The sequence below is a fragment of the Segatella sp. genome, from assembly GCF_977051555.1.
In genome coordinates, this window is the sequence record NZ_CDRSSE010000018.1 from 1 (window position 1) to 25,275 (window position 25,275).

The following is a 25,275-nucleotide window of genomic DNA, read 5'->3' on the forward strand; positions in this document are numbered from 1 at the left end:
TCAATGGTATGCCGATGCATGCCAACAAGGACATCCTGACAGGATGGCTGAAGGAAGAGACTGGATGGGATGGTGTGCTCATCACCGACTGGGCAGACATCAACAATCTCTATACTCGTGAGATGGTGGCAAAGGACAAGAAGGATGCGCTCCGCATTGCCATCAATGCCGGTATCGACATGATTATGGAACCTTATTCTTGCGATGCTTGTGGATACCTTATAGAATTGGTGAAGGAAGGTAAGATTCCGATGAGTCGCATCGACGATGCCTGTCGCCGTGTGCTTCGCATGAAGTACCGTCTCGACCTCTTCAAGAACCCAACCCAGAAACTGAAGAATTATCCTAAGTTTGGTGGTGAGGAGTTTGCCAAGCTCGCCTTGGAGGGAGCTACCGAGAGTATGGTGCTCCTGAAGAACGAGGGTAATATCCTTCCTTTGCAGCATGGTAAGAAGATTCTCCTTACGGGTCCTAATGCCAATCAGATGCGCTGCCTGGATGGTGGATGGAGCTATACCTGGCAGGGACATCGTGCCGATGAGTTTGCCGGCAAGTACAATACCATCTATGAGGCAATCTGTAATGAGTATGGCAAGGAGAATGTTATTTTGAACCAGGGTGTTACCTATAATGAAAAGGGAAAATACTGGGAGGAGAACGAACCTCAGATTCAGGGCGCAGTGGCTGCAGCGAAGGATGCCGACGTCATCGTGGCTTGCATTGGCGAGAACTCCTATACAGAGACTCCGGGCAACCTGACCGACCTTTGGCTTTCAGAGAACCAGCGCAATCTGGTCAAGGCTTTGGCTCAGACAGGCAAGCCTGTCATCTTGGTGCTGAATGAAGGTCGTCCTCGTCTCATCGCTGACATCGAACCATTGGCACAGGGTATCATCGACATCCTTATCCCTGGCAACATGGGCGGCGATGCCTTGGCAAACCTGGTATCGGGCAAGTCAAACTTCAGTGGCAAGATGCCTTACACCTATCCTAAGGAAATCAATTCGCTCGCCAACTACGACTTCAAGAAGAGTGAGGAGGTGGGTACGATGGAAGGTGCTTACGACTACAATGCGAAGATTACCCAGCAGTGGGGCTTCGGATATGGTTTGAGCTACACCTCTTATCAATATAGCAACCTGAAGGTTTCCCAGTCTGATTTCCGCCACGGCGACATCATCAAGGTGAGCGTGGATGTGAAGAACACGGGCAAGGTGGCAGGCAAGGAGAGTGTCCTCCTGTTCAGTAGCGATCTCATCGCCAGTATGGTGCCTGATGGTCGTCGTCTTCGTGCCTTCGACAAGGTGGAACTTCAGCCTGGTGAGACCAAAACCGTGACCTTCGAATTAAAGGCAGACGATTTGGCTTTTGTAGGTTGGAATGGCAAATGGAGATTGGAGGAAGGCGACTTCAAGTTGATGATTGCTGACCAGAGTGCTGATATCCATTGCACTGATACTTATCAGTGGCAATCTGCCAACCGATAAAGAATATTTGAGAAATGAGTTTTAGAAAAGAGCGTGCCAATAGCGGTGCGCTCTTTTTGTTTACATAGTATGTGTATACAAATAGGCTACTAATGGTTAAAAGAAAGAAAGGGCGAAAAGGCAGTTTTTTGTTACCGAAGCATTTCTTATTGTTCAATTTGTATTTCTAATTGTTCAATATTCAAAAATAATCTCTAAAAAGGAGCGGTATTTCAGATTAAATTCGTAATTTTGTCCCGACTCAACAGAATAATGAATCATTGTATTGCTAATAAAAAGGCAAAAATTTACATAAAACAACATCAATAATTATTAAGTTATGAAACTGAATGACATTCTTTCTAACAACTTTCAAGCTGCAGAATGGGAAGCTAAAGGTTATCAGCTTCCTCAGTATGACATCGCAGCCGTAGCTAAGAAGACTCACGATGAGCCTACTTGGGTTCACTTCGGCGCAGGTAACATCTTCCGTGCTTTCCCGGCAGCCATCCTCAACGATGCGCTCAACACGGGCAAGTACGATCGTGGCGTAATCGTAGCTGAAAGCTTCGACTACGAAATCATCGACAAGGCTTATCGTCCTTACAATAATCTTTCTCTTCTCGTCAGCCTCCAGAGCAACGGTACCATCGAGAAGAAGGTCATCGCTTCTATCACAGAAAGCCTCAAGGCGGATAAGCAGTTTGGTGAGGACTGGGCCCGATTGGTTCAGATCTTCCAGGCACCAAGTCTGCAGATGGTAACTTTCACTATCACCGAAAAGGGATATTCTTTCAATGATGCTGACCTGGCTCGTGGTCTCGATGCAGTCTTCGCCATGGGTAAGCTCACCGCTCTGCTTTATGAAAGATACAAGGCAGGCAAGTTGCCACTTACCCTGCAGTCTACCGACAACTGTTCTCACAATGGCGACCATGTAAAGGCTGGCGTAAAGGCTTATGCTGAGCGTTGGGCACAGGATGGTATTGTTGAGGCTGGCTTCCTTGATTATATCAACGACAGCAGCAAGATTACTTATCCTTGGTCTATGATTGATAAGATTACTCCTCGTCCACACGAGAAGGTACAGGCTATGCTTGCCGAGGATGGCTTCGAGGATAACAATACGATTATCACCGAGAAGCATACTTTTACCGCTCCTTTTGTGAATGCTGAGGAGGTGCAGTATCTTGTTTGCGAGGATACTTATACCAACGGTCGTCCACCATTGGAGTTGGGCGGTGCGCTCTATACTACCCGCAAGACCGTAGATGAGGTAGAGACCATGAAGGTAACCACCTGCTTGAACCCTCTCCATACAGCGATGTCAATCTATGGCTGCATGCTCGACTATACCTTGATTTCTGCCGAGATGGCTGATGAGGACCTTCGTGCCTTTATCCAGAAGATCGGTTATATCGAGGCGATGCCAGTGGTAACAGATCCAGGTGTATTGAATCCATACGAGTTTATCGGCACCGTTATCAACAAGCGTCTGCCTAACCCATTCATGCCAGATGCTCCTCAGCGTATCGCTACCGATACCAGCCAGAAGCTCTCTATCCGCTTCGGTGAGACTATCAAGAAGTATATCGACCGCGGTCTCGATAAGAGCAACCTTGTGTTGATTCCTCTGGTATTGGCAGGTTATGCCCGCTATCTCAAGGCATTGGATGATAACCTGAAGCCATTCGAGCCATCTTCTGACCCATTGTTGGCAGAACTCCAGACTATCGTGGCTCCTCTTGAGGTTGGCAAGGCTGATCAGGACTATTCTTGCCTCAAGAATCTCTATTCCCGCAAGGATGTGTTCGGTCTCGATCTCTATGAGGCTGGCTTCGGCGAGCAGATTGAGGGCATGGTGAAGGAACTCTTTGCTGGCAAGGGTGCTGTAAGAGAGACATTGCATAAGTATGTTTCTGCAAGATAATTCATTTTTAAACTTATACATTATATAATATATATGGAAAGAACATGGCGCTGGTTTGGCAAGAAAGATAAAATCACTCTTGCACAGTTGAAACAGATAGGTGTTGAGGGTATCGTTACTGCATTGCACGATGTTCCTCTAGGCGAGGTTTGGACACGCGAGAAGATTCATGAACTCAAGGAGTACATCGAGTCTTACGGTATGAAATGGAGCGTAGTTGAGTCTTTGCCAGTGGTTGAAACCCTGAAATATGGTGGTCCTGACCGTGATCATCAGATAGAGGTTTACAAGGAGAGTCTCCGCAACCTGGGTGAGGAAGGCATCAAATGTATCTGCTACAACTTCATGCCGGTTTTGGACTGGGCACGTACCGATTTGTCTCACGACAATCCTAACGGAGCCAACAACCTCTATATGAACTGGGGCGAGTTTGCCTACTTTGATATCTATATCCTGCAGCGTGAAGGCGCCCGTGAGGATTGGGCTGAGTTCTCTAAGGAGCACAAGTGGGGCAGAGACCTGGTGGCTGAGGCTGATGAAATCAAGAAGACTTCTACACCAGAGCAGGACCATGCCCTGGTAGAGAATATCATCATCAAGACCCAGGGCTTCGTTTCCGGTAACTTCAGCGAGGGCGATTCAGCTCCTGTCCAGAAGTTCCGCGACCTGTTGAAGCTTTATGATGGCATCGACAAGAAGAAGTTGCAGGAGAACATGAAATACTGGCTGGAGGCTATCATGCCTATCTGCGATGAGTACGACATCAATATGTGTGTTCACCCAGACGATCCTCCTTATCCTGTATTTGGTTTGCCAAGAATCATCGGCCGTGCCGAGGATATTCAGTGGATGTTGGATGCAGTACCAAACAAGCACAATGGTCTGACTTTCTGTGCAGGTTCATTCTCTGCCGGCGAGCACAACGACTGTGTGGCAATGGCTAAGCAGTTTGCTGACCGTACCCACTTCGTTCACCTGCGTTCTTGCTACATCTTCCCTAACGGCAACTTCACAGAGGCTTCTCACCTCGGTGGTCGTGGCCATCTTATCGAGCTTTGCCGCATCTTCGAGAAGGCTGAGCAGGAGGGCAAATGCAATTCGGGTCGCAGATTGCCAATGCGTGTTGACCATGGTATGACCTTTACTGATGAGCCAGGTGGCGTATTCGATGAGAGCAACCACGGCCACAATGCCGGTTACACTCTCCTGGGCCGTATGTTTGCCATGGGCCAGATTCAGGGTGTGATTGCTACAGTTGATGATGAACTAGGCATCGAGTATAAGCAGCCGGGATTCTATGATTAGTGATTAGTTATTAGTGATTAATTCTGATGAAATATTAAAAAGGGCTAGCATGCACAATCGCACGCTAGCCTTTTTATTTTAGAAATGCTTATTTTTGCTTAAATGATTTAACAAGAAAGTCGCTTACAAGATGCGCCACTTGTTCTTCCTGACTGCCGAAACCATGGTCGGCATCCTTCATCATGTGCCATTCACTCTGTTTGTTGAGATAATGGAAACGTTGGCCGTAAGTGTATGGGACAATTCGGTCAGCATCACCATGTAGTATACATTCTGGACCTTGATAGTTCATGGCAGTTTCGTAAATTGGCAAGTTTACCGCCGTTCGGATGTAGTCGCATCCTAAAGCCTTGCCGTATCCCATTTCTATCTTTGCCGGAGGATTCTTAGGGTCATATATTTTTCCAAAAGTGTTGCCTCTCAATGCATCGTCACGCAGAACGGCTGCAGGAGCGAGAAGAACTACAGCTGAAATCGGCTTGATGTCAGGTTCCGGTTTTGCTGCAAGTTGTCCGCTGGTCATGGCTGTCACTACGCCTCCCTGCGAATGCCCGCCCATGGCTATTCCTGTCACCCAAGGCAGTGAGGATGCATAGCGCAAGATAGACTTGGCGTCCTCTATTTCGTTAGGTACCGTCATGTCTTCAAATCTTCCTTCGCTCTTGCCGTGTCCGTTAAAGTCGAAACGGAGTACGGCAATGCCTTTCTTATTGACACTGTCCACGATACAGTCAAAAAGTTTGCCTTCCTTGTTACCGCCAAATCCATGACATAGAACGAGGAGTGGACATTTTGTGGAGGCATCTGGAGTCTGAATTTTTACGTCAAGCTTTCCGTGATCGCCTTGTACGGTGATAAGTTCGGTTTTTGCATTCGCACTAAGAGCAAACATTGTGCAGATGGCAAGAATAATCTTTTTCATTTCTATTTTTTTATTCCGCAACACTATAATTTAATTTTTTTATAAGCACCAGAGCAACAAAGTTGCTCAGGATTTAGCCATGTCAGAAATTTCACTTATCTTTGTGTTGCCTTTAAAAACAAATAAAACTCTGAATGACATGGCAAAAGTACAAATAAATCTGAGAAACTCACCACTTTTGGAGGATTTTTTTTCGATTATGGCTTAGTTTATGGTTTGTAGGCTTGGTTTATAGGCTATTTAGTGATCTGAAATTCAGGTTAGATGAAATACGAAAAAGGCTAGCATTTCTGATAAGCGCTAGCCTTTTTTAGTGCTTGTTTTATGGTTATTGGCTAAATATGCCATTTGTTTTAGCCAATAATATTTAAAAATAGGTGTTATTGGCTAAAAAGTATACTTAAATTAGCCAATAATTAATTTTTTCTTATTATTTTTGCAGACGGTAAGATACTAAAGAAGGAGGAAAAGAAGATGAAGAATAATATTATCGGCAGAAAGAGTGAACAGGATACCTTGGCACGTATATACGAGTCAAGGCAGTCGGAATTTGTGGCTGTATGTGGACGCCGCAGAGTGGGCAAAACATTTCTTGTGCGTGAATACTTTGAGCAGGAAATGGTGTTTCAGTCATCAGGATTGGCTGGTGGAAATACACAGGAACAGCTGAAAAACTTCTTTTATACGCTTCGACGCTACGATAAGAATGCAACGTCAGTACCTCATGATTGGCTCGATGCTTTCGAGATGCTTATCTCTTATCTCGACTCTTTGAACGGGATAGAACGTAAGGTGATTTTTCTCGATGAACTGCCTTGGATGGATACTGCGGGCTCTAATTTTATCTCTGCCCTGGAGCATTTTTGGAATGGATGGGCCTCTGCACGTCGCGACATTGTTCTGATAGTCTGTGGCTCTGCCACTTCCTGGATGATGGATAAACTCATCAATAACCACGGTGGTCTCTATGGGCGTCTTACCCATCGTCTTTTCCTGCAGCCTTTTTCTCTTGGGGAGTCGGAAACATTCCTGAAGACTAAGGGGATGATGCTGTCAAGATATGAACTGGCTGAACTTTATATGATATTGGGAGGAATCCCATATTATCTGAACCTTTTGGACGAACGGTTAAGTTTGGCTCAGAATATAGACCGCCTGCTGTTCAATCCCAATGGTCAGTTGTACAATGAGTTTTCGATTCTTTATCGCTCTCTGTTTAAGGATTCTGAGGCATACGTCAAGGTGGTAGAATGCCTGAACGAGCGTGGTTATGGTATGATGCGCTCGGAAATAGCCGATGCCACAGGGATGAAGTCGGGCAAATCGTTGACCACGATTCTCGACAATCTGGAATCCTGCGGTTTCATCAGAAAATATGTCAACTACGGATGTTCCACCCGGAAGTCTCTTTATCAGTTGGTAGATTTCTTCACTTTGTTTTATTTCCGTTTTTTGCGAGACAGTTCATTCCGGAATCTTCTGTATTGGAGCAAGTTGCAGCGCACGCCCCGTTTCTATGCCTGGGCAGGAGTTTCTTTCGAAATATTGGCGATGAATCATATTGACCAGGTGAAGCAGCGGTTGGGAATAGCTGGTGTTGCCACCCAATTGTATTCATGGCGAAGCAAGAGTGATGCTGGGTCGGCAGAGCGGGCTGCCCAGATAGATATGGTGATAGAGCGTGGCGACAATACCATCAATCTTTGCGAAATGAAGTTTTCGGAGGGTGAGTTTTCTATCAACAAGGATTATGAGAAGATTCTAAGAAACAAGATAGTCCGCTTTATGGAGGAAACGAAGACCCGGAAGTCGATACAGCTGACGTTTATCAGCAGTTATGGTCTTCTGCGGAATATGTATTCGGGCATTGCTCAAAACGAAGTGGTGCTTAATGATTTGTTTTAAGCACCACCTCCTCAACATATTTCACCAGCGAATCCTTGCCGTTATGCAGGTAGAAGTCTACACGGACTATATGGTTGATGTCGGCATTGCCCTTCACCTTTATATGTCGGGTTTTGCTGTACATCATCGTGTCGCGGCGTGAAGGGTAGGATACGAGCTCGATGAGGTCTTTGGTAGAATTGCTGCCCACGTAATAGATGCCTACGCTGTCTTTGCCGTTCTTGATGGCAGCTATCTTTGCCATCTTCTTGGCATGGGCAGCTGTGGTATCTATCGGGTAAAACTCGCTGGCAGCTACCGTGTCACCGTCATGCTGGTCGGGTGCAAACTTGCAACTGGTGCTGGTTGTTGTGATAGTGGCAGTGGCGGCGAGGGCTGCCACAAAGTATAATATTTTCTTCATTGTTATTTCCTTTCTTTTTGAGTTTTTGTTTGCTTTATGCCTTTTCGGCTGCAAAAGTACAAAAAATAGTTTGAATGAGGGTACGGATGGGGGAACAATTTTTGCCAAAAATGTAGAAAAGGGAACGGAATGGGTGGAATGGATAGAATTTGGTGCAAAGATACAACTTTTCTCTGATACTGCCAAATTTCGGGGTGTGATAAGGAAATGTTTGGAATGTGCTTTCAGATTGAAAGTAGTTAAACTTCCTTACTCATAGTTTTACGGGTCGCAACTCATAGCTTTACGGGTCGCAACTCATAGCTTTGTTCTCTTAAAGTATATAGTTAAGCAGTAAATCAGGTGTTTACAAGGGTTATGATGTTTTTTACTAGAATGACTCAGTTCCTCAGTACTCAGTTCCTCAGTTTTTCTCTGACCCTTCACTTTTGTCTTTATTTAGAAGTTTATTATATATATATAAATATATATATATATAATAATATATAATATATAACAAATTGTAACAATATTAATCCATAAGTGATATATACCCCTTAGGAAAAAACTGAGGAACTGAGTTATTGAGGAACTGAGTCAATAATAGGGACTTTGAATCTTACTCTTGATACTGTTGAATATGTGCTTATATTAAAAGTTAAGTATCAGATTATCAGATATATAATATACTTGACCCCCTGAAATAAGGGGTCAAGTGTTTATTGTGATACCCATACGCCCTAAAATAGGGCGCATGGGTATGAAAAGGAGTTTTGTTACATTGAACTTTCAAATCGTAACTTGATGAAATCTGGCAGATTTTACATCTCAACCACTACTTCATGCTTGCCTTCAGCGCAAGGAATGATGGTGCCTGAGATAGGAGTGCCATCTACTGTAATCTGCTTCACGCCCTTCTGGTTTCCGCTAGGATTCTTTACTGTGATATGGTATTCGCCACCACGGAACTTGCGGGTTACCTCATACTCCTTAGCGGTGCTTGGGAGACAAGGATCGATGAGCAAACCTTCATAATCTGGCTTGATGCCGAGGATGAATTCTGATACTGTATACCACATCCATGCCGCTGTACCGGTGAGCCAGGAGTTCTTTCCTTCGCCCGGTTTGGCTGCATCCTTACCGGCTACCATCTGGCAGTTTACGTATGGTTCTACCTTGTGAAGTGTCTGATATTTTTCCTCTACGTAGCTAGGCAGAATCTTGGTATAATGGTTCCATGCATCGTTGCCTCGTCCGGCTACAGTCTCTCCGATGATGACCCAAGGATTGTTGTGGCAGAAGATGCCGGCGTTCTCCTTGTAGCCTTCAGGATAAGAAGAAATCTCACCCATTTCTACATGATAAGTGGTATAGGCTGGGTTGTTCAGCACCAGTCCGTGCTCGCATTCCAATCGTTTCTTGCTGCTATCCAGTGCTTTATCGCAGAGTCCTTCTTTCAGACCGATACCAGCCATCGTACACCAACCCTGACTCTCGATGAAGATTTTGCCTTCTTCGTTCTCGTCACTACCTATCTTGTTGCCGAAGAAATCGTAAGCGCGGAGGAACCATTCTCCGTCCCATCCATGCTGCTTCACAGCCTCGCTCATCTCATCAACAGCCTGCTGCATACGCTCGGCTTCTGTCAAATAATCTTCCTCTGCAAGGCCGGCTATTTCGCCCTCCTTGCTTTCCACTGCTTCCTTGGCAAGCTGCTTGCACAGAGCCACATAATCCTTGCCGGTAACAACGAACAGTCCGGCTATCATCAGACTCTCTGCCTTGCTTCCTTCGCCCTTGTTTTCGGTGGTCTGGAAACTCTCGTTAGGGTCCCAGGAGAAGCAGTTCAGGTTCAGACAGTCGTTCCAGTCGGCTCTTCCGATGAGCGGCAACTTGTGTGGACCCAGGTTGTTGATAACATGGTTCATCGAAATCTTGAGGTGTTCGAAGAGGCTTACTTCTGTGCCCGGCTGGTTGTCGAAAGGCACCTGTTCAGCTAGGATAGAGAAGTCGCCCGTCTCCTTGATATACGCCACGGTACCGAAGATGAGCCAGCATGGGTCGTCGTTGAAACCGCCACCGATGTCGTTGTTGCCGCGCTTGGTGAGTGGCTGGTACTGGTGATAGCAACCGCCGTCAGGGAACTGGGTGCTGGCGATGTCGATGATGCGCTGGCGGGCACGTGTAGGAATCTGATGAACGAAGCCTACGAGGTCCTGGTTGGAATCGCGGAAGCCCATACCTCGACCGATGCCGCTCTCGAAGAAACTTGCCGAACGCGACATGCAGAAGGTAATCATACACTGATACTGGTTCCAGATGTTCACCATGCGGTCTAACTTGTCGTTGCCACTCTTCACGGTGAAGATGTTCAGCAGGTTATCCCAGTACTTGTTGAGTTCTGCGAAGGCAGCATCCACCTTTTCAGTGGCATCAAACTTGGCGATAAGCTCGTGCGCCTTCTCCTTGTTGATTACCTTCTTGGCGCTGAATTTCTTATCCTGCTCGTTCTCCACATATCCCAGGAGGAAGATGAGGTCGCGGCTTTCGCCTGGCTGCAGGGTTACCTCTATATAATGAGATGCGATAGGACTCCAGCCGTGAGCAAAGCTGTTGCGTGGCTTGCCTTCCATCACAGCCTCAGGCTCGGCAAACTCGTTGTAGAGTCCGATGAAGCTCTCGCGGTCGGTATCATATCCCTGAATCTCGGTATTAACGGTGTAGAAAGCATAGTGGTTGCGGCGCTCGCGGTATTCGGTCTTGTGATAGAGGGTAGAGCCTTCTACCTCCACTTCGCCCGTAGAGAAGTTGCGCTGGAAGTTCTCCATATCGGTAGCAGCGTTCCAGAGGCACCATTCTGCAAAGGAGAACACCTTGAGAGTCTTCACCTCCTGCGACTGGTTCTTGAGCGTCATCTTCTGCACCTCAGCCCATGTATGGAGCGGCACGAAGAAGAGTACACTTGCCTCCACGCCGTTCTTGCTGCCCGTGATGCGGGTATAGTTCATGCCGTGGCGGCACTCGTAAGAGTCGAGCGGCGTCTTGCAAGGTTTCCATCCCGGGTTCCATACGGTATCGCCATCCTTGATGTAGAAATAGCGACCGCCGTTATCCATCGGCACACCATTGTAGCGATAACGGGTGATGCGACGGAACTTGGCATCCTTGTAGAAAGAATAACCACCTGCTGTATTGGAGATGAGCGAGAAGAAATCCTCGTTACCCAAATAATTGATCCAAGGCCATGGGGTCTTTGGGTCAGTAATCACGTATTCGCGATTGGCGTCATCAAAATGACCATACTTTTTTTCTGCCATTGTTTTTTTAATGTTTATTTCTAGGTAAAATATATTATTTTGGTGCAAAGATAGTAAAAAGTTTCAGTTTCGGAGTTAGAAAACAGTTTTTTTTTGTATTTTTGCAATGAAAAGTTTGATGATTATCATCATGCAATTAACATTTTATACAGTTGGCTTATGAAAAGAAACATTTTATCACTTCTGGTAGCCCTCTTTGCAACCATGCAGGTAGCGGCCCAGACATACGACAACTTGTGGAAGCAAGCTGAAATTATTGCTCAGAAGGACCAGCCTAAGAGCGAAATCGCGGTGATGAAGAAAATCATCGCCAAGGCTTCGGCTGCCAAAGATTACGGGCAGCTGCTGGCGGCTGAGACAAGACAGATGACACTCTGGAATGAGATTTCTGCTGATTCGCTGACGCCGAACGTGAAGCGGATGGAAGCCGAGGTACTGAAGGTGAAAGATCCGGCATTGAAGGCAGTGAGATATGCCGTGCTGGGCAAGGTTTATCGGGATATTTATTACGGGGAGGAGGATGATGTTGCCTTGGATCAAAGTGAGGATGTTGCTCTGGACCTAGGTGATGATGCTTCTTTGAACCCAAGTGCTTCTTCTTTGAGTCAGCGGGATGTGAATTCAAAGAAAAGCCAGGAGTTCTTCAAGAAAGCCCTGGAGCAGCCTGAACTTCTTGCCAAGCATACATCAACCGAGTATGTACCATTGACGCTGAAGGGCGTGGATGGCAGTTCCTTCAATAACGATCTGCTGCATCTCATCGGTTTCGAGGCTGACAGCAAGGAGGCGTATCTGCAACTGTACACCTATTATAATAAGGTGGGAAATAGGGGAGCGGCATGTCTCTGTGCCTATAAGCTCATTGAGAAATACCGTCAGGACGACGTGAAAGAGGTGAGGAAATCGAAGTATCTGCAGACCATCGATTCGCTCATCCAGGTTTATCAGGATATTCCGGAGGCAGGCGAACTTGCCGTGGAGCACTTCCGCTTCATGGAGGGGGCTACCGATGCCAAGCCACAGGATAAGCTTAACTATATCAACTATGCGCTGAGTCGCTGGGGTGGCTGGTCGAGAATGAACGAACTGAGAAATGCGCAGAAGCGACTCACCGAACCGATGTTCCGGGTGCAGGATATGCCGCAGGTATTACGCCCTGGGCAGAAGGCGTGGCTGCATCTGAATGTGCGCAATCTCCAGAACCTGAAGATCAGCATTTCCCGCCTCAATATTACGGCAGATAACGATTATAATGCGCAGGATGAGGCTACCTATAAGATGCTCCTGAAGAAGACCACGAAGCTGCATCAGAAGGATTACAGCAGGAATTACTATGGTCGTCCGGATTATCAAGAGGTGAAGGATTCCATCGAAATCGGTGGCAATCTGCCGCTGGGTGCCTATCTGATGGAGGTAACTTCGGATAATACCGGCATCGCTCCGCAGCGACAGCTCTTCTATGTCAGCAATCTGGCGGTGATGATCCAGCAGTTGCCGGATGATAAGCATCGCTATGTGGTGGTGAATGCTACCGACGGACAGCCTATTGCCGGGGCTAAGATTGAACTCTATGACCAGTGGTATGGTTTCAAAACGAAGAAGGACAAACGAACGGTTCATGCCCGCTTGACGACCGATGAGAACGGAGAGGCTTACTTCAAGAATGTGGATGGAAACATCTTGATTTCCACCAGCAATGATAAGTTTACGCCTGCCAAGGGCATCTTTCTTTCTCGTGACCGCTATTATGAGAAGAAGGATAATGAGACTAAATATCAGGTTTATACCGACCGTGCTCTCTATCGCCCGGGTCAGACTGTGCATGTTACGGCTATCAGATTTGTCGACATGAAGGGTATCGATGCAAAGGTGCCTGTTGGCAGAGATGAACTGGATTTCGGACTCTGTAATGCCAGTTGGAAAGAGGTGGAGATGAAGAAGGCGAAGGTTGACGAGTATGGCACGGCTTCGGTGGATTTCGAATTGCCGAAGGAGGGACAGACAGGCATGTATCATGTATCCGTGAATGACCAGGTAAACCGCTTCTTCCGTGTGGAGGAGTACAAGCGTCCAACCTTCGAGATTACCTTCCCGAAGGTGAATGAGAAATATAACTGGGGCGATACCGTGGTGGTGAAGGCTTCAGCAAAGACCTATGCCGGTGTGCCTGTGCAGGGTGCAAAGGTGGAGTATCAGGTGACCCGCAGAAACCAGCTTTGGTGGTGGGGCGCAGGCTCTGCCGGACAGTTGGTGAAGACCGACAGTTGCGTGACCCGTGAGGACGGAACCTTCGATGTGGAAATTCCGCTGGAGGCTTCCTTGTCAGGAAAAGACGAGGCGGATATGAGCGATTTCATGCGCATCGCCCGTTTCTTCAACTTCGAGGTCTCAGCCATCGTTACCGACATCAGCGGCGAGAGCCACGAGGGCGTGATGAGTCTGCCTTTGGGCACCAAACCAACCATCCTCACGGTGAATCTTCCTAAGCGTATCGAAACAGACAGTCTGAAGACGGTGACCTTCGCTTACCGCAATGCCAGTGGTATGCCGATTTCTAGTAGGTTGAAATATCGCATTGATAAGGGCGAATGGAAGGATGCCGAGGCGAATGCACCGGTTTCTATCAAGGAATATGCATCTTCTGCCTCTTCTTCCCTCGTTTGGAAATCTGGCGTTCATCAGTTGGAGGCAATCTGCGGAACAGACACCCTGCAGCAGAAATTCACGCTCTTCAGTATGAAGGATACCCATCCGGTGGAGCCAACCACCGAATGGTATTATCAGACGGCGAAGACCTTCCCTCGTGATGGCAAACCGGTCTATATTCAGGTGGGCTCTTCGGAGAACGGAGCGCACATCGTATATTCCATCATCGCCGGCAACAAACTGCTGGAGAAGGGCGCCTGGGAGTTGGGCGACAGTATCGTGACTCTGCCTTTCACCTACAAGGAGGAATATGCGTCGGGCATCGTACTGAACTATAGTTTCGTGAAGCAAGGCAAGTGCTATACCCGAATGATGAGCATCGCCCGTCCTTTGCCTGAGAAGAAACTGAATATCGCCTGGAAGACCTTCCGCAACCGTCTGACCCCTGGACAGAAGGAGGAGTGGACGCTGAAGATTACCACCCCTGACGGCAAGCCAGCCAAGACGCAGCTGATGAGCGTACTCTATGACAAGTCGCTCGACCAGATAGCCCGGCATCCTTGGTATCTCTCTCTGGGCTTCTATCAGCGTTTGCCAAACTGCTACTGGAAGCACAACCTCACTTTCCGCTCATTTTACTTGAATGGCGTTTATCCTACCAAGTATTATGACGAGAAGGAGTTGGACGTGGATAAGTTTGATGGCAAATTCTTTAGCTATTATGCTTATATGCAAGCGGTGGAACTGAGCAAGTTGGAACGTTCTTCTGGCGGAACCGTTGAGTCTGTTCGTATACAGAAAGACGAGCTGGTTAAGGAAGAAGGGAGAGTCATGAAAACTCGTGGGAGTAATACAATCCTTGTTGCAGCTCCTCCTCCATCTGCCGACAAGGTTTTTGATGCAGTAGAGGAGATGCCGCAGTTTGCTGGCGGTTCAGGCTCAGACGCAGGACTGTTCCTCGATAAGGTGCAGGTGCGTGAGAACATGAACGAGACGGCTTTCTTCTATCCTGCCTTAGAGAGCGATAACAATGGCGATGTAGCCATCAGATTCACCCTGCCGGAGAGCGTGACTACCTGGAAGTTCATGGGTCTGGCTCATGACAAGGAGATGCGCAATGGTTTGCTGGTGGATGAGGCTGTGGCACAGAAAACCGTGATGGTGCAGCCTAACATGCCTCGCTTCCTTCGTGAGGGCGACAAGAGCACCATCGTGGTGAAACTCTTCAATACTTCCGACAAGAAGGTGAACGGCAACGCCCGTATGCAGATTCTCGACCCGGAGACCAACAAGGTGGTTTGGCAGAAGACGCAGAACTACAGCATCGATGCCGAGGGCTCTGCTACCATCTCCTTCGATGTCCAAGGGCTGAAAGAAGGCGTATATATAAATAAGGTGGTGGCTGCCGGTAACGGTTACAGCGATGGCGAGCAGCACTATCTGCCGGTTTTGAGCAACCGCGAACTCGTGGTGAACACCCTGCCTATCACCCTGCATCAGAAGGGCGAGCAGAGCTTCGACCTGAGCAAACTCTTCCTGAACAAGGAGGGCAAGCAGGCAAAGGGCGCTGAAGACGCCAAGGTAACCATCGAGTACACCAACAATCCAAGTTGGCTGATGGTGAAGGCGCTGCCAGCCATCAGCAATCCGGATGAGGAAGATGCCATCTCGCTGATGTCTGCCATCTACGCCAATACCATCACCACCCATATCCAGAAGACTCTCTCTTTGGATAATCATTCTCAGGAGACTATCCGCCTGCAGAATCAGGTGGAGAAACTGAAGAAGTTGCAGAACCCTAACGGTTCCTTCTCATGGTGGAAAGGCATGAAGGGCAGCCGGTATATGACTACCTCAGTAGCCGAAATGATGGTTCGATTGAATGCCATCACCGGTGTGCAGAAATCCACCGCCCGGATGCTGACCTCAGCCTTGAACTATCTCTCTCTGCAGACCGCTCGGGAAGTAAGAGATATGAAGAAGCAGGAGGAGAAAAAGCAGAAGGTGAGTCCTAGCGAACAGGCGCTGCATTATCTCTACATCCTCTCGATGGATGGCAGAAAGATGAAGCAGAATCTGGAAGCTGACAAGACTTATCTGCTGGATAAGATGTCGAAGATGACCAGCAATTTTACCATCTATGGTAAGGCACGTGCTGCCGTGGTGCTCGCCAAGAACAGTAAGCTGAATGCCGCTTACCGCGAGAAGGCAGGCGAATATCTGCAGAGCGTGAACGAATATGCCGTTTACCGTGAGGAGATGGGCCGCTACTACGATACCCGCAAGGCACTCTACAGTTGGCGAAACTATAAGATTCCTACCCAGGTATCTGTGATAGAGGCGATGCAGATGCTGAAGCCGAACGACAAGCAGACCATTGAGGAACTGCAGCGCTGGCTCCTGATGTCGAAACGCACCCAGGTTTGGGATACGCCGGTGAACACCGTGGATGCTGTCTATGCCTTCATGAAGGGCAATGAGAGCAACTGGAGCAGGAAGGCTGAGAATGCCGTGCTGAAACTGGACGGAAAGCAGTTGCCGATGCCGCAGGATTCCACTACTTTGGGCTATGTGAAGACCGAAAAGACGGGCAAGGCATCTAAACTGAGCATCGACAAAAAGAGCGATTATACCAGTTGGGGAGCTGTCTATGCAGAGTTCAAGCAGCCAATCAGCGAAATAGGTTCTATGGAGTCGGGCATTAGGATTCGCCGTGTCATCGTTCCTGCCGAATCTGAGGGCAAGGGCAAAGCGCAGGCGAAGGTAGGCGAGAAGGTGAAGGTAACGCTCATCATCACCGCCGACCGCGACTACGACTTCGTGCAAATCACGGATAAGCGTGCGGCATGTCTGGAGCCGGTCAACCAGTTGAGCGGTTATCAATGGGGCATGGGCTGCTATGTTTCTCCAAGAGATCATGCAACAAATTTCTATTTCGATCGTTTATCTAAAGGTAAGCATGTGGTAGAAATGGAATACTACGTTGATAGAAAGGGCGACTACCAGAGCGGAACTTGCACCGTGCAGTGCACTTACAGTCCGGAATTTGGCGGTCGCACAGAAGCGTATGAATTGAAAGTTAACAATTGATAGTTAATAGTTTACAGATAATAGATTGATAATTTAAAATAGAATAGTATGAAACGGATGAATATATGGATGCTCTCAGCGCTGTTGGCGCTGCCTGCATCAGCACAGAAGATTACAACCCAGCACGAGGTGGTAGACTGCGGACAGGTGGTGTTCCGCAAGCCTGTAACTGCCGAGTTCGTACTGAAGAATGACGGGCGCAAGCCGTTGGTTATCAACAATGTATTGAAAAGCTGCGGCTGTACGGAGGTAGATTATCCGAAGACGAGCATTGCTGCCGGCGAGAGTTTCGTCATCAAGGCGGTATACGATGCCAAGCAGATGGGTATTTTCACCAAGCAGGTCTGCCTCTATACCAATGCGGATGAAGAGCCGTTCATCCTCTCTATGAGGGGAAAGGTAGTGGGCAGCGTAGTAGATTTCGCTGGTTCTTACGATGAGATGCTGGGCGCCATCAAGAGTGATGCCCAGGAGGTGGAGTTTGATGACGTGAACCGTGGCGACCGTCCGGTTCAGCGCATCCATATCTTCAATCCTACCGACGAAGTGATGGAACCGGTAGTGATGCATCTTCCTGACTATCTTCATGCTTTCGTATCGCCTTCCAAGGTGGCTCCGCGTCATTCTGCCGAAATCAGTTTTGTGCTGGATTCCAAGAAACTGCGTGACCTGGGCTTGAACCAGACCTCAGTTTATCTCGGTGAGCGTCCTGGCGATAAGATTGCGCCTGAGAAGGAAATCGTAGTATCAGCCGTTCTTCTTCCTGGTTTCGAGAACATGACTCCAGCTAAGAAGGCACTGGCTCCGAAGATGGAGATGTCTGCCACCGAACTTAATCTGGGTAGCTTCAATGGAAAGAAGAAGCTGAAGGGTGAGATTCTGATAACCAACAAGGGTAAGTCGGAACTGGATATCCGCAGCATGCAGATGTTTACTATGGGCTTGCAGGTGAACCTGAAGAAGAGTAAGATTCAGCCAGGAGAGACCGTTAAGATGAAGGTGACGGCTGTGGCTGCCGACTTGAAGAAATCGCGTGTCAGACACCCTCGTATCCTCATGATTACGAATGATCCTGACCATGCTAAGGTGGTGGTGAAGATTAATGTACAATAAATTTTTAAAACGGTGCAGATAGAAATAGATAATGGCAGTGGTTTCTGCTTTGGCGTAACCACTGCCATCAAGAAAGCAGAAGAGGAGTTGGCTAAGGGCGGTAAACTTTACTGCCTGGGCGATATTGTGCATAACGGTATGGAGGTGGAGCGCCTGCATGAAGCGGGACTCATCACGATAGACCATGAGCAGATGGAGGAACTGCAGGGCGTGAAGGTCTTGCTCCGTGCTCATGGTGAACCGCCTGAGACTTACGCCCTTGCCGAGCGGAATAACATCGAAATCATCGATGCTACCTGTCCTGTGGTGCTCCAGTTGCAGCGCCGCATCAAGAAGCAGTATGTCAACAATCCGGAGGCACAGATTGTTATCTTCGGTAAGAACGGTCATGCTGAGGTGCTCGGACTGGTGGGGCAGACGGAGAGTCATGCCATCGTGGTAGAGAAGTTTGAGGATGTGAAGCAGCTGAAGGAAACCGGTCAGCTGGATTTCTCGAAAGATATCTATCTCTATTCCCAGACCACTAAGAGTCTCGACGAGTTCCACCGCATCATCGAATACTGCCAGGAGCATATCGTAGAGGGCGCTACTTTCAAGAGCTTCGATACCATCTGCCGTCAGGTGGCTAACCGCATGCCTAACATCGCTGCCTTTGCCAGCAAGCATGATGTCATCCTCTTTGTGAGTGGCAGAAAGAGTTCGAACGGTAAGGTGCTTTTCAAGGAATGCAAGAGCGTGAATGCCAACAGCTACCAGATAGAAAGTGCCGACGAAATAGATATGAACTGGTTCAAGAATGTGGAAACGGTTGGTATCTGTGGTGCTACCAGTACGCCTAAGTGGCTGATGGAAGAGTGCAAGGAGAAGATTATCAAGGATAGTTTTATCGTTGATTGAAAAACTTAATATGGTGGTTATTAACCAGTTAACCCACTTGATGTTGTGTTTTACAACGTCAAGTGGGTTTATCTTTTATAAACTGTCTGAAAATAAAACAGGTGATAAATCTTCTCCCGAAGACCTATCACCTTCAAAAAACAGTAATTAACTCAAAATTTATAATCTATATCATTACTACCTTGTTAATATGGTTGCAAAGATACTACATTGAAATATTTTTTCCAAATCTTTTTCATCGAATAAAATAAATTTATCGGTAAAAGTATACTCTTTAACGTATTTTTGCATTGCTACCCCGGTAGTCTCTTTTCTGTAGCTTATTTTTCTATTGCTTTTTGATATTGTTCCATCAGCCATGCCTTTTGCTCCGGAATGGTCATATTGCTGTTATCGAGCGTGATGGCATCATCAGCCTTTCTCAGTGGAGAAGTCTCGCGGTGGGTATCGATATAATCGCGCTCCTCTACATTCTTCAGAATCGCATCGAAGTCGGCTGGCATTCCCTTCTCCTTCAGTTCATCGAAACGACGCTGTGCTCTCACCTGTGAACTGGCTGTTACGAAAATCTTCAGTTCGGCATTCGGGAACACGGTGGTACCGATATCGCGACCATCCATCACGATGCCCTTGTCTTCGCCCATCTTTTGCTGCTGCTCTACCAGCGCCTCTCTGACGAAAGGAACGGCGGCAATCGGACTTACATGGCTGGAAACCTCTAACGAACGGATTTCCTTTTCTACCAGTTCGCCGTTCAGATAGCAGTCTGGGCGACCGGTTGTTTCATTAAACTTGAATGAGATGCTGATGTTCTTCATCTCCTTCTGCAGTTCTTCAGTCTTTACGGCTCCATCTGCTTCGAAGAGCTGATGACGCAGCGCATAGAGAGTTACCGAGCGGTACATCGCACCCGTATCTACATAAACATAACCTATTTCCTTGGCTAGATCCTTTGCCATCGTACTCTTACCGCAAGAAGAGTATCCGTCTATTGCTATTGTTATTTTCTTCATAATTTCGAACTAACTTTAATGTATAATTTATAATCTGTAACTTACATTCAGCATCAGGCTGCTGCTACTGACGTGATATTTGCCGTAGGCAACGTTCAGATGGAAGCGCTCCAGGTTGATACCGCCACCTACCGAGAAGCCCGCTCCATGACTGCTTTCCTCATCTTCAGAGGTGCTGATTTTCATCTCGTTGGCTCTGCGGAAGTTGTAGCCGGCACCTATCCACAGACTCTCAGAAAGCAGAATGTCGGCACCTACCACGGCATGATCGCGAAGACTGCTGTCCCAATGGTTCAGGTTGACCAGTGTGGCTGAAACCCTGAACGGTGCGTTGGCGAAGCGTTTCGTCACACCCAACTGCAGGTCGATAGGCATCTTCTCGTATTCATTATCGTAGGCTTTCAACTGTCCACCCAGGTTCTTTGCCACGCAAGAAGCCGACCATTCCGTTTCCGGGTCGTAATAGTTGATACCCAAATCCACTCCCACTGCGATAGAATTGTAATCGCCAATATACGAAGTGATGAATTTGGCGGCAATACCACCCGCGAATTTCTCACCGAGCATATAAGAGAAGTAACCCGCAACGGCAATATCCTTTGCCGAGAACTCACCCATCTGGATGTTGTTCTCATCCGTCTCCTTCATCTTTCCGTAGTCAATAAACTGAGCCGAAACAGCCCATGTCGCCTTATCATTGATGATACGGTTGAAGCTTGCCGAGGCTGTGTTCACCCCCGACATATAGTTCATATAATTGAGATTGACCGTCTTGTCGCTTACAGATGACAGGAGAGCCGGATTATGGAATATGAGTGCTTCATCATCTTCTATCAAGGTGATGTTGTCGCCACCCAGAGCAGCTGCATGAGCACTCACCGGCAAGCGAAGGAAATTATACCCCGTTTGGCTCTCTTGAGCATCAATAATTGTCGCAAAAAGCGTCAATATAGCGGAAATTACATATTTTTTCATTTAAATTTTCTAATTCTTTGGCAAAGATACTGCTTTTTTCAATAATAAGAAGTAAATTTGCAATGTTTTCGTAGGAAATAACGATTTTAAACGGATTTTATTGTGGAAATTAAGAAATCAAATAGCGCACAACTGGAAGATAAGCGGGTTACATTTTTCCTGCTAGGATTGCTGCTGGCTTTTACTTTCATCTTCGTCGGACTCCAATATCAGAGAGGTCCGCAGGGAGAAGATGACTTGTCTGAATCGATGGAAGATCTCTCACAGGATCTGGAAATGTCGGCTCGTCCCGACCAGAAAGATATGGTGAGTGCGGAGGCTGTTTCGGCTCCTGCTTCTAAATCGATTACCCAGGAAGTGAAGGCTGCCGAACAACAGCCTCAGCAGGCTCCGACGAAAATCAGTTCTACAACCAGCGAACTGGTTATCGGCGACGGCTCGGGTGTAGTGGATGGAGCTGAGGTGAAGGAAGCGGTTCCTGAAACTCCGATTGAGAATCCGGGAGCTGAGGCTCCTATCAAACTGACCGTCGTTCAGAAGATACCGCAGTTTCCTGGTGGCTGGTCTGCCTTTATGCTGTGGCTTACCAAGAACCTGAAGTACCCTGTGGCTGCCCAGAAGAGCAAGATTCAGGGAACCGTAGTGGTATCTTTCATCGTGAACAAGGACGGTAGTGTGGCAAATATCAAGGTAAGCACATCGGTAGACCCGTTGCTCGACAACGAAGCTTTGAGAGTGATGAAGATGATGCCGAAGTGGAAGCCGGGCATCGATAAAGGCAAGGTCTGCCGCACGATGATAGCCATCCCGGTAGTGTTCCAGTTATAAATTATGAATTATTCATTGTAAATTATACATTATAAATATACATTATTATGAAGACAGCAGATGAAATTTTAAGCATGGTAAATGAGTTTTTGGCAAATTTGCCTTACGAAAGAAAGCCAAAGTCTCTTTATGAGCCTATCAGATACGTACTTTCTATGGGTGGTAAGCGCATCCGTCCTACGCTCATGCTCCTGGGCTACAATCTTTTCAAGGACAATCCTGAGAAGATTCTGATGAATGCCGTTGCCCTGGAAACTTATCATAACTATACTTTGCTGCATGATGACCTGATGGACAATGCTGATTTGCGTCGCGGTCATGAAACGGTTCATAAGAAGTGGGATGCCAATACGGCGATTCTTTCGGGCGACAGCATGCTCGTACTGGCTTATGAACGTATGGCTCAATGTGATGAAAAGCATCTCGCCAAGGTGTTGAAGCTTTTTACAACCACTGCCCTTGAGATAGGTGAAGGTCAGCAGTTTGATATGGAGTTTGAAAACCGCAACGATGTAAAGGAGGAGGAATATATCGAGATGATCCGCCTCAAGACCAGCGTTCTCCTGGCTTGTGCCTTGAAGATGGGTGCTATCCTTGCCGATGCTTCTGATGAGGATGCTGAGAACCTGTATAAGTTTGGCGAGCAGATAGGATTGGCGTTCCAGTTGCAGGATGATTACCTCGATGTTTACGGCGATACCAAGGTGTTCGGTAAGGAGATTGGTGGCGATATCACATCTAATAAGAAGACTTACATGCTCATCAATGCTTTCAATCTTGCCAATGATACTCAGCGTGCAGAACTCCAGAAATGGGTGGATGCCAAGGATTTCGACCGCGCAGAGAAGGTGGCTGCCGTTACCCGTCTATACAACGAGATTGGTATCGATAAACTGGCACAGGATAAGATTGCTTATTATTTCGAGCAGAGCAAGAAGTATCTCGATGCCGTCAATGTTCCTGCTGAGCGCAAAGAGGAGTTGGCGAAGTATGCTCAGAAAATGATGAAGCGACAGTACTAATTTAAGTGAAGAGTGAAGAACGAAGAGTGAAGAATTCATCGGCTTTACTAATCATAAAGTTCAAAGTTCAATGTTCAAAGTAATAGATACACATACGCATTTTGATGCGGAGGAGTTTGATGAGGATAGGGCGGAGGCTTTCGCTCGTGCCAGGGAAGCGGGGGTAAGCAAGGTGTTCTTGCCTGCCATCGATGTGAAGACCACACACGCGGTCCTGGCATTGGCTAAGGAATATCCGGGCTATGCTTATCCGATGATTGGTCTGCATCCTGAAGAGGTGAAGGAAGACTGGAAAGAACAGCTGGCTGAACTCCGGAAGATGTTGGAGGAACATCGCATGATAGGCAATGCCAATCCTGTGGGCGAATCAGGCAATGCCAATCCTGAGGGTGGTTCTCCTCAGTTTTCTGATTTTATCGCTATCGGAGAGGTAGGACTGGATTATTACTGGAGCCGTGAGTTCGAAAACGAGCAGCTCGAGGCTTTCGAGGAACAGGTGAAGTGGTCGGTAGAAACCCAGCTCCCTCTGATGATTCATTGCCGTAAGGCACAGAACGAGATGGTGCATCTGCTCAGAAAGTATGAGAAGGAACTGCCGGGTGGCGTCTTCCATTGCTTTACGGGCAACCAGAAGGAAGCCGAAGAACTGCTCTCCTTTGATAAGTTTGTCTTGGGCGTCGGTGGTGTATCTACCTTCAAGACCAGTCATCTCAGAGAAGATCTGCCGGCTGTGGTTCCTCTGGATCGCATCGTACTGGAGACAGACAGTCCGTATATGGCGCCTGTTCCTTATCGCGGCAAGCGTAACGAGAGCGCTTTTGTGGTAGAAGTGATGAAGACGCTCGCCAAGGCTTATGGCGTAAGCGAAGAGGAGTTTGCCCGACAGACCAACCTCAATGCAGAACGGATTTTCCCGCTGTCTGTATCGTAAGTATAGTAGTAAGCGTTCAAAACTCCTTAAATAAACATAAAAAAACAATGAAAGTTATGGTATTTCGGAGGAAAAGCAATAATTTTGCACTTCGAAATTGTTGCAGCAGCATGTTGCGGTGATTAAGAAGAGTTCTTCGGAATATGGAAAGGTGCTCGAGTGGCTGAAGAGGCACGCCTGGAAAGCGTGTAACCGGCAAAACCGGTTCGGGGGTTCGAATCCCCCTCTTTCCGCTTTTATATATATAATAAGGTATATGAAGAAAAATACAGCTATTGCACGTTTTGCAATATTGGTTTTCACTTGGATGTGTTCTCTGCCTTTGATGGCTCAAGAGGAGAACATGGGATTTCATCAAGCTCTTAAGACAAAGTTTATAGAGGGTAATGCGGGATTTATGTCTCTCGTTGCCATCGCCCTTATTGTGGGTATGGCTTTCTGTATCGAACGCATCATCTATCTGAGTCTCTCCGAAATCAACGCCAAGAAGTTGATGCAGGATATCGACCAGAAGGTGGCGGCTGGCGATGTGGAAGGGGCTAAGACGCTCTGCCGGAATACCCGCGGACCGGTGGCTTCTATCTGCTACCAGGGTTTGATGCATATCAGCGAGAGTCTTGATGATATCGAGCGCTCGGTGAGCGGATATGGTACCGTTCAGGCGGCTAACCTGGAGAAGGGATGCTCCTGGATCAAACTCTTTATCGCAATGGCTCCATCGCTCGGATTCCTCGGAACCGTGATTGGTATGGTGATGGCGTTCGACCAGATTCAGCAGGCGGGCGATATCAGTCCTACTATCGTTGCTTCGGGTATGAAAGTGGCGCTCATCACTACCATCTTCGGTATCATCGTAGCCCTCATCCTTCAGATTTTCTACAACTACATCGTTTCTAAGGTGGAGCACCTGACAAGCCAGATGGAGGAGTCGGCGGTTACTTTAATGGATATTATTGCCAAGAACAAATAAACGAAGAGAGAAATGGTTAAATTTCAATTTTCAAAGCAGAAGACGAAGTCAGCCGAAAAGATATCGCAGCAGGTGTTCTATATCATGATAGGACTGGCGGTGCTGGTTTTCGGTCTGTTCTTTTTGGTAGGCTACGATCTGCCTTTCGAAGAGAACCCTGACTTCAATGCGCCTCTCTTTACCGATGTGCTCATCCTGCTGATGTGGCTCTTCCTGATAGGAGGTGTGGGTCTGGCAGTCTTTTCGATGATCAGAGATTATCGCAGCAGCAAGTCGGAGGCTGTAGTGAATGGCATTCCCGTGCGCCGCATCTTCCGCATCACATGGATCGGAACGCTGGCAGTTTTGCTGCTTACCTTCTTTTTGGGTGGTTCTGCTCCGATGCTCATCAATGGCGAGAATTATGCCGACTGGCTCTGGCTCAAGCTTTCAGATATGTTTGTCATCACATCACTCCTGATGTTGGTGGCAGGAATCGGTGCCGTCTGTTTCGGTGCCACACGTTATATTCGAAAGAAAAACTAAGAGAGCTCTCTGGGCTCTCTATTCTATAAATAAGGATT

Annotated in this window: 18 protein-coding genes and 1 tRNA gene; 13 read left to right on the forward strand and 6 right to left on the reverse strand. The window is 47.5% G+C overall.

Going from position 1 to position 25,275, the window contains the following annotated elements:
• From ACWJAO_RS06135 to uxuA, 3 genes are all read left to right on the forward strand, one after another.
• A partial coding sequence (locus ACWJAO_RS06135) for a glycoside hydrolase family 3 C-terminal domain-containing protein (protein WP_449139618.1) occupies positions 1–1,487 on the forward strand: 1,487 nt, incomplete at its 5' end.
• Positions 1,488–1,806: 319 nt separating this feature from the next.
• Positions 1,807–3,396, forward strand: coding sequence for a mannitol dehydrogenase family protein (locus ACWJAO_RS06140; protein ID WP_449139619.1), 1,590 nt, complete (start codon positions 1,807–1,809; stop codon positions 3,394–3,396).
• A 33-nt stretch (positions 3,397–3,429) separates the two neighbouring features.
• Complete coding sequence (uxuA, locus tag ACWJAO_RS06145; protein WP_006847799.1) at positions 3,430–4,701, forward strand: mannonate dehydratase; 1,272 nt, start codon at positions 3,430–3,432, stop codon at positions 4,699–4,701.
• An 88-nt stretch (positions 4,702–4,789) separates the two neighbouring features.
• Here the strand turns inward: uxuA and ACWJAO_RS06150 are convergent, their stop codons facing one another.
• The gene (locus ACWJAO_RS06150) at positions 4,790–5,623 is read right to left on the reverse strand and encodes an alpha/beta hydrolase family protein (protein ID WP_449139620.1); all 834 of its coding nucleotides are present in this window, start codon (positions 5,621–5,623) and stop codon (positions 4,790–4,792) included.
• Positions 5,624–6,097: 474 nt separating this feature from the next.
• Here ACWJAO_RS06150 and ACWJAO_RS06155 point away from each other — a divergent pair, with 474 nt between their 5' ends.
• The gene (locus ACWJAO_RS06155; RefSeq protein ID WP_449139621.1) at positions 6,098–7,528 is read left to right on the forward strand and encodes an AAA family ATPase; all 1,431 of its coding nucleotides are present in this window, start codon (positions 6,098–6,100) and stop codon (positions 7,526–7,528) included.
• Here ACWJAO_RS06155 and ACWJAO_RS06160 read toward each other — a convergent pair.
• On the reverse strand, positions 7,512–7,931 hold the full coding sequence (locus tag ACWJAO_RS06160) for a hypothetical protein (protein ID WP_449139622.1): 420 nt from the start codon (positions 7,929–7,931) through the stop codon (positions 7,512–7,514). The genes ACWJAO_RS06155 and ACWJAO_RS06160 overlap by 17 nt on opposite strands.
• An 800-nt stretch (positions 7,932–8,731) precedes the next feature.
• Entirely contained in the window at positions 8,732–11,227 is a 2,496-nt protein-coding gene (locus tag ACWJAO_RS06165; RefSeq protein ID WP_449139623.1) for a GH36-type glycosyl hydrolase domain-containing protein, read from the reverse strand.
• 159 nt (positions 11,228–11,386) lie between these two features.
• Between ACWJAO_RS06165 and ACWJAO_RS06170 the strand changes: the two genes are divergently transcribed.
• The 3 genes from ACWJAO_RS06170 to ACWJAO_RS06180 are packed head-to-tail and all read left to right on the forward strand — an operon-like array spanning position 11,387 to position 18,973.
• Complete coding sequence (locus ACWJAO_RS06170) at positions 11,387–16,963, forward strand: alpha-2-macroglobulin family protein (protein WP_449139624.1); 5,577 nt, start codon at positions 11,387–11,389, stop codon at positions 16,961–16,963.
• 48 nt (positions 16,964–17,011) lie between these two features.
• The gene (locus tag ACWJAO_RS06175) at positions 17,012–18,076 is read left to right on the forward strand and encodes a DUF1573 domain-containing protein (RefSeq protein ID WP_449139625.1); all 1,065 of its coding nucleotides are present in this window, start codon (positions 17,012–17,014) and stop codon (positions 18,074–18,076) included.
• Positions 18,077–18,088: 12 nt separating this feature from the next.
• The gene (locus ACWJAO_RS06180; protein WP_449139626.1) at positions 18,089–18,973 is read left to right on the forward strand and encodes a 4-hydroxy-3-methylbut-2-enyl diphosphate reductase; all 885 of its coding nucleotides are present in this window, start codon (positions 18,089–18,091) and stop codon (positions 18,971–18,973) included.
• A gap of 177 nt (positions 18,974–19,150) precedes the next feature.
• Here the strand turns inward: ACWJAO_RS06180 and ACWJAO_RS06185 are convergent, their stop codons facing one another.
• Genes ACWJAO_RS06185 through porQ form a run of 3 tightly spaced genes read right to left on the reverse strand, consistent with a single transcriptional unit; the run spans position 19,151 to position 20,961 of the window.
• On the reverse strand, positions 19,151–19,333 hold the full coding sequence (locus ACWJAO_RS06185; protein WP_449139627.1) for a hypothetical protein: 183 nt from the start codon (positions 19,331–19,333) through the stop codon (positions 19,151–19,153).
• Positions 19,294–19,986: a (d)CMP kinase gene (gene cmk / locus ACWJAO_RS06190; protein ID WP_449139628.1), complete on the reverse strand. Its 693-nt coding sequence runs from the start codon at positions 19,984–19,986 to the stop codon at positions 19,294–19,296. The genes ACWJAO_RS06185 and cmk overlap by 40 nt, the downstream gene beginning before the upstream one ends.
• A gap of 27 nt (positions 19,987–20,013) precedes the next feature.
• A complete protein-coding gene (porQ, locus tag ACWJAO_RS06195; RefSeq protein ID WP_449139629.1) occupies positions 20,014–20,961 on the reverse strand; it encodes a type IX secretion system protein PorQ in 948 nt (315 codons plus the stop codon).
• Positions 20,962–21,063: 102 nt separating this feature from the next.
• On the opposite strand from porQ, the gene ACWJAO_RS06200 reads away from it, so the two are divergent.
• The 6 genes from ACWJAO_RS06200 to ACWJAO_RS06225 all read left to right on the forward strand — a co-directional run bounded on the left by ACWJAO_RS06200 (position 21,064) and on the right by ACWJAO_RS06225 (position 25,237).
• A complete protein-coding gene (locus ACWJAO_RS06200) occupies positions 21,064–21,789 on the forward strand; it encodes an energy transducer TonB (protein WP_449139630.1) in 726 nt (241 codons plus the stop codon).
• A gap of 47 nt (positions 21,790–21,836) precedes the next feature.
• Complete coding sequence (locus ACWJAO_RS06205; RefSeq protein ID WP_449139631.1) at positions 21,837–22,811, forward strand: polyprenyl synthetase family protein; 975 nt, start codon at positions 21,837–21,839, stop codon at positions 22,809–22,811.
• Positions 22,812–22,881: 70 nt separating this feature from the next.
• Positions 22,882–23,742 (forward strand): TatD family hydrolase, encoded by an 861-nt coding sequence (locus ACWJAO_RS06210; RefSeq protein WP_449139632.1) that lies wholly within the window; start codon positions 22,882–22,884, stop codon positions 23,740–23,742.
• Between the two features lie 145 nt (positions 23,743–23,887).
• Positions 23,888–23,975, forward strand: a tRNA-Ser gene (locus tag ACWJAO_RS06215).
• 74 nt (positions 23,976–24,049) lie between these two features.
• Positions 24,050–24,712 carry a MotA/TolQ/ExbB proton channel family protein gene (locus ACWJAO_RS06220; RefSeq protein ID WP_449139656.1) on the forward strand — a complete coding sequence of 221 codons (663 nt, stop codon included), beginning with the start codon at positions 24,050–24,052 and terminating at the stop codon, positions 24,710–24,712.
• 12 nt (positions 24,713–24,724) lie between these two features.
• The gene (locus ACWJAO_RS06225; RefSeq protein WP_022121386.1) at positions 24,725–25,237 is read left to right on the forward strand and encodes a hypothetical protein; all 513 of its coding nucleotides are present in this window, start codon (positions 24,725–24,727) and stop codon (positions 25,235–25,237) included.
• Positions 25,238–25,275: the final 38 nt, after the last annotated feature.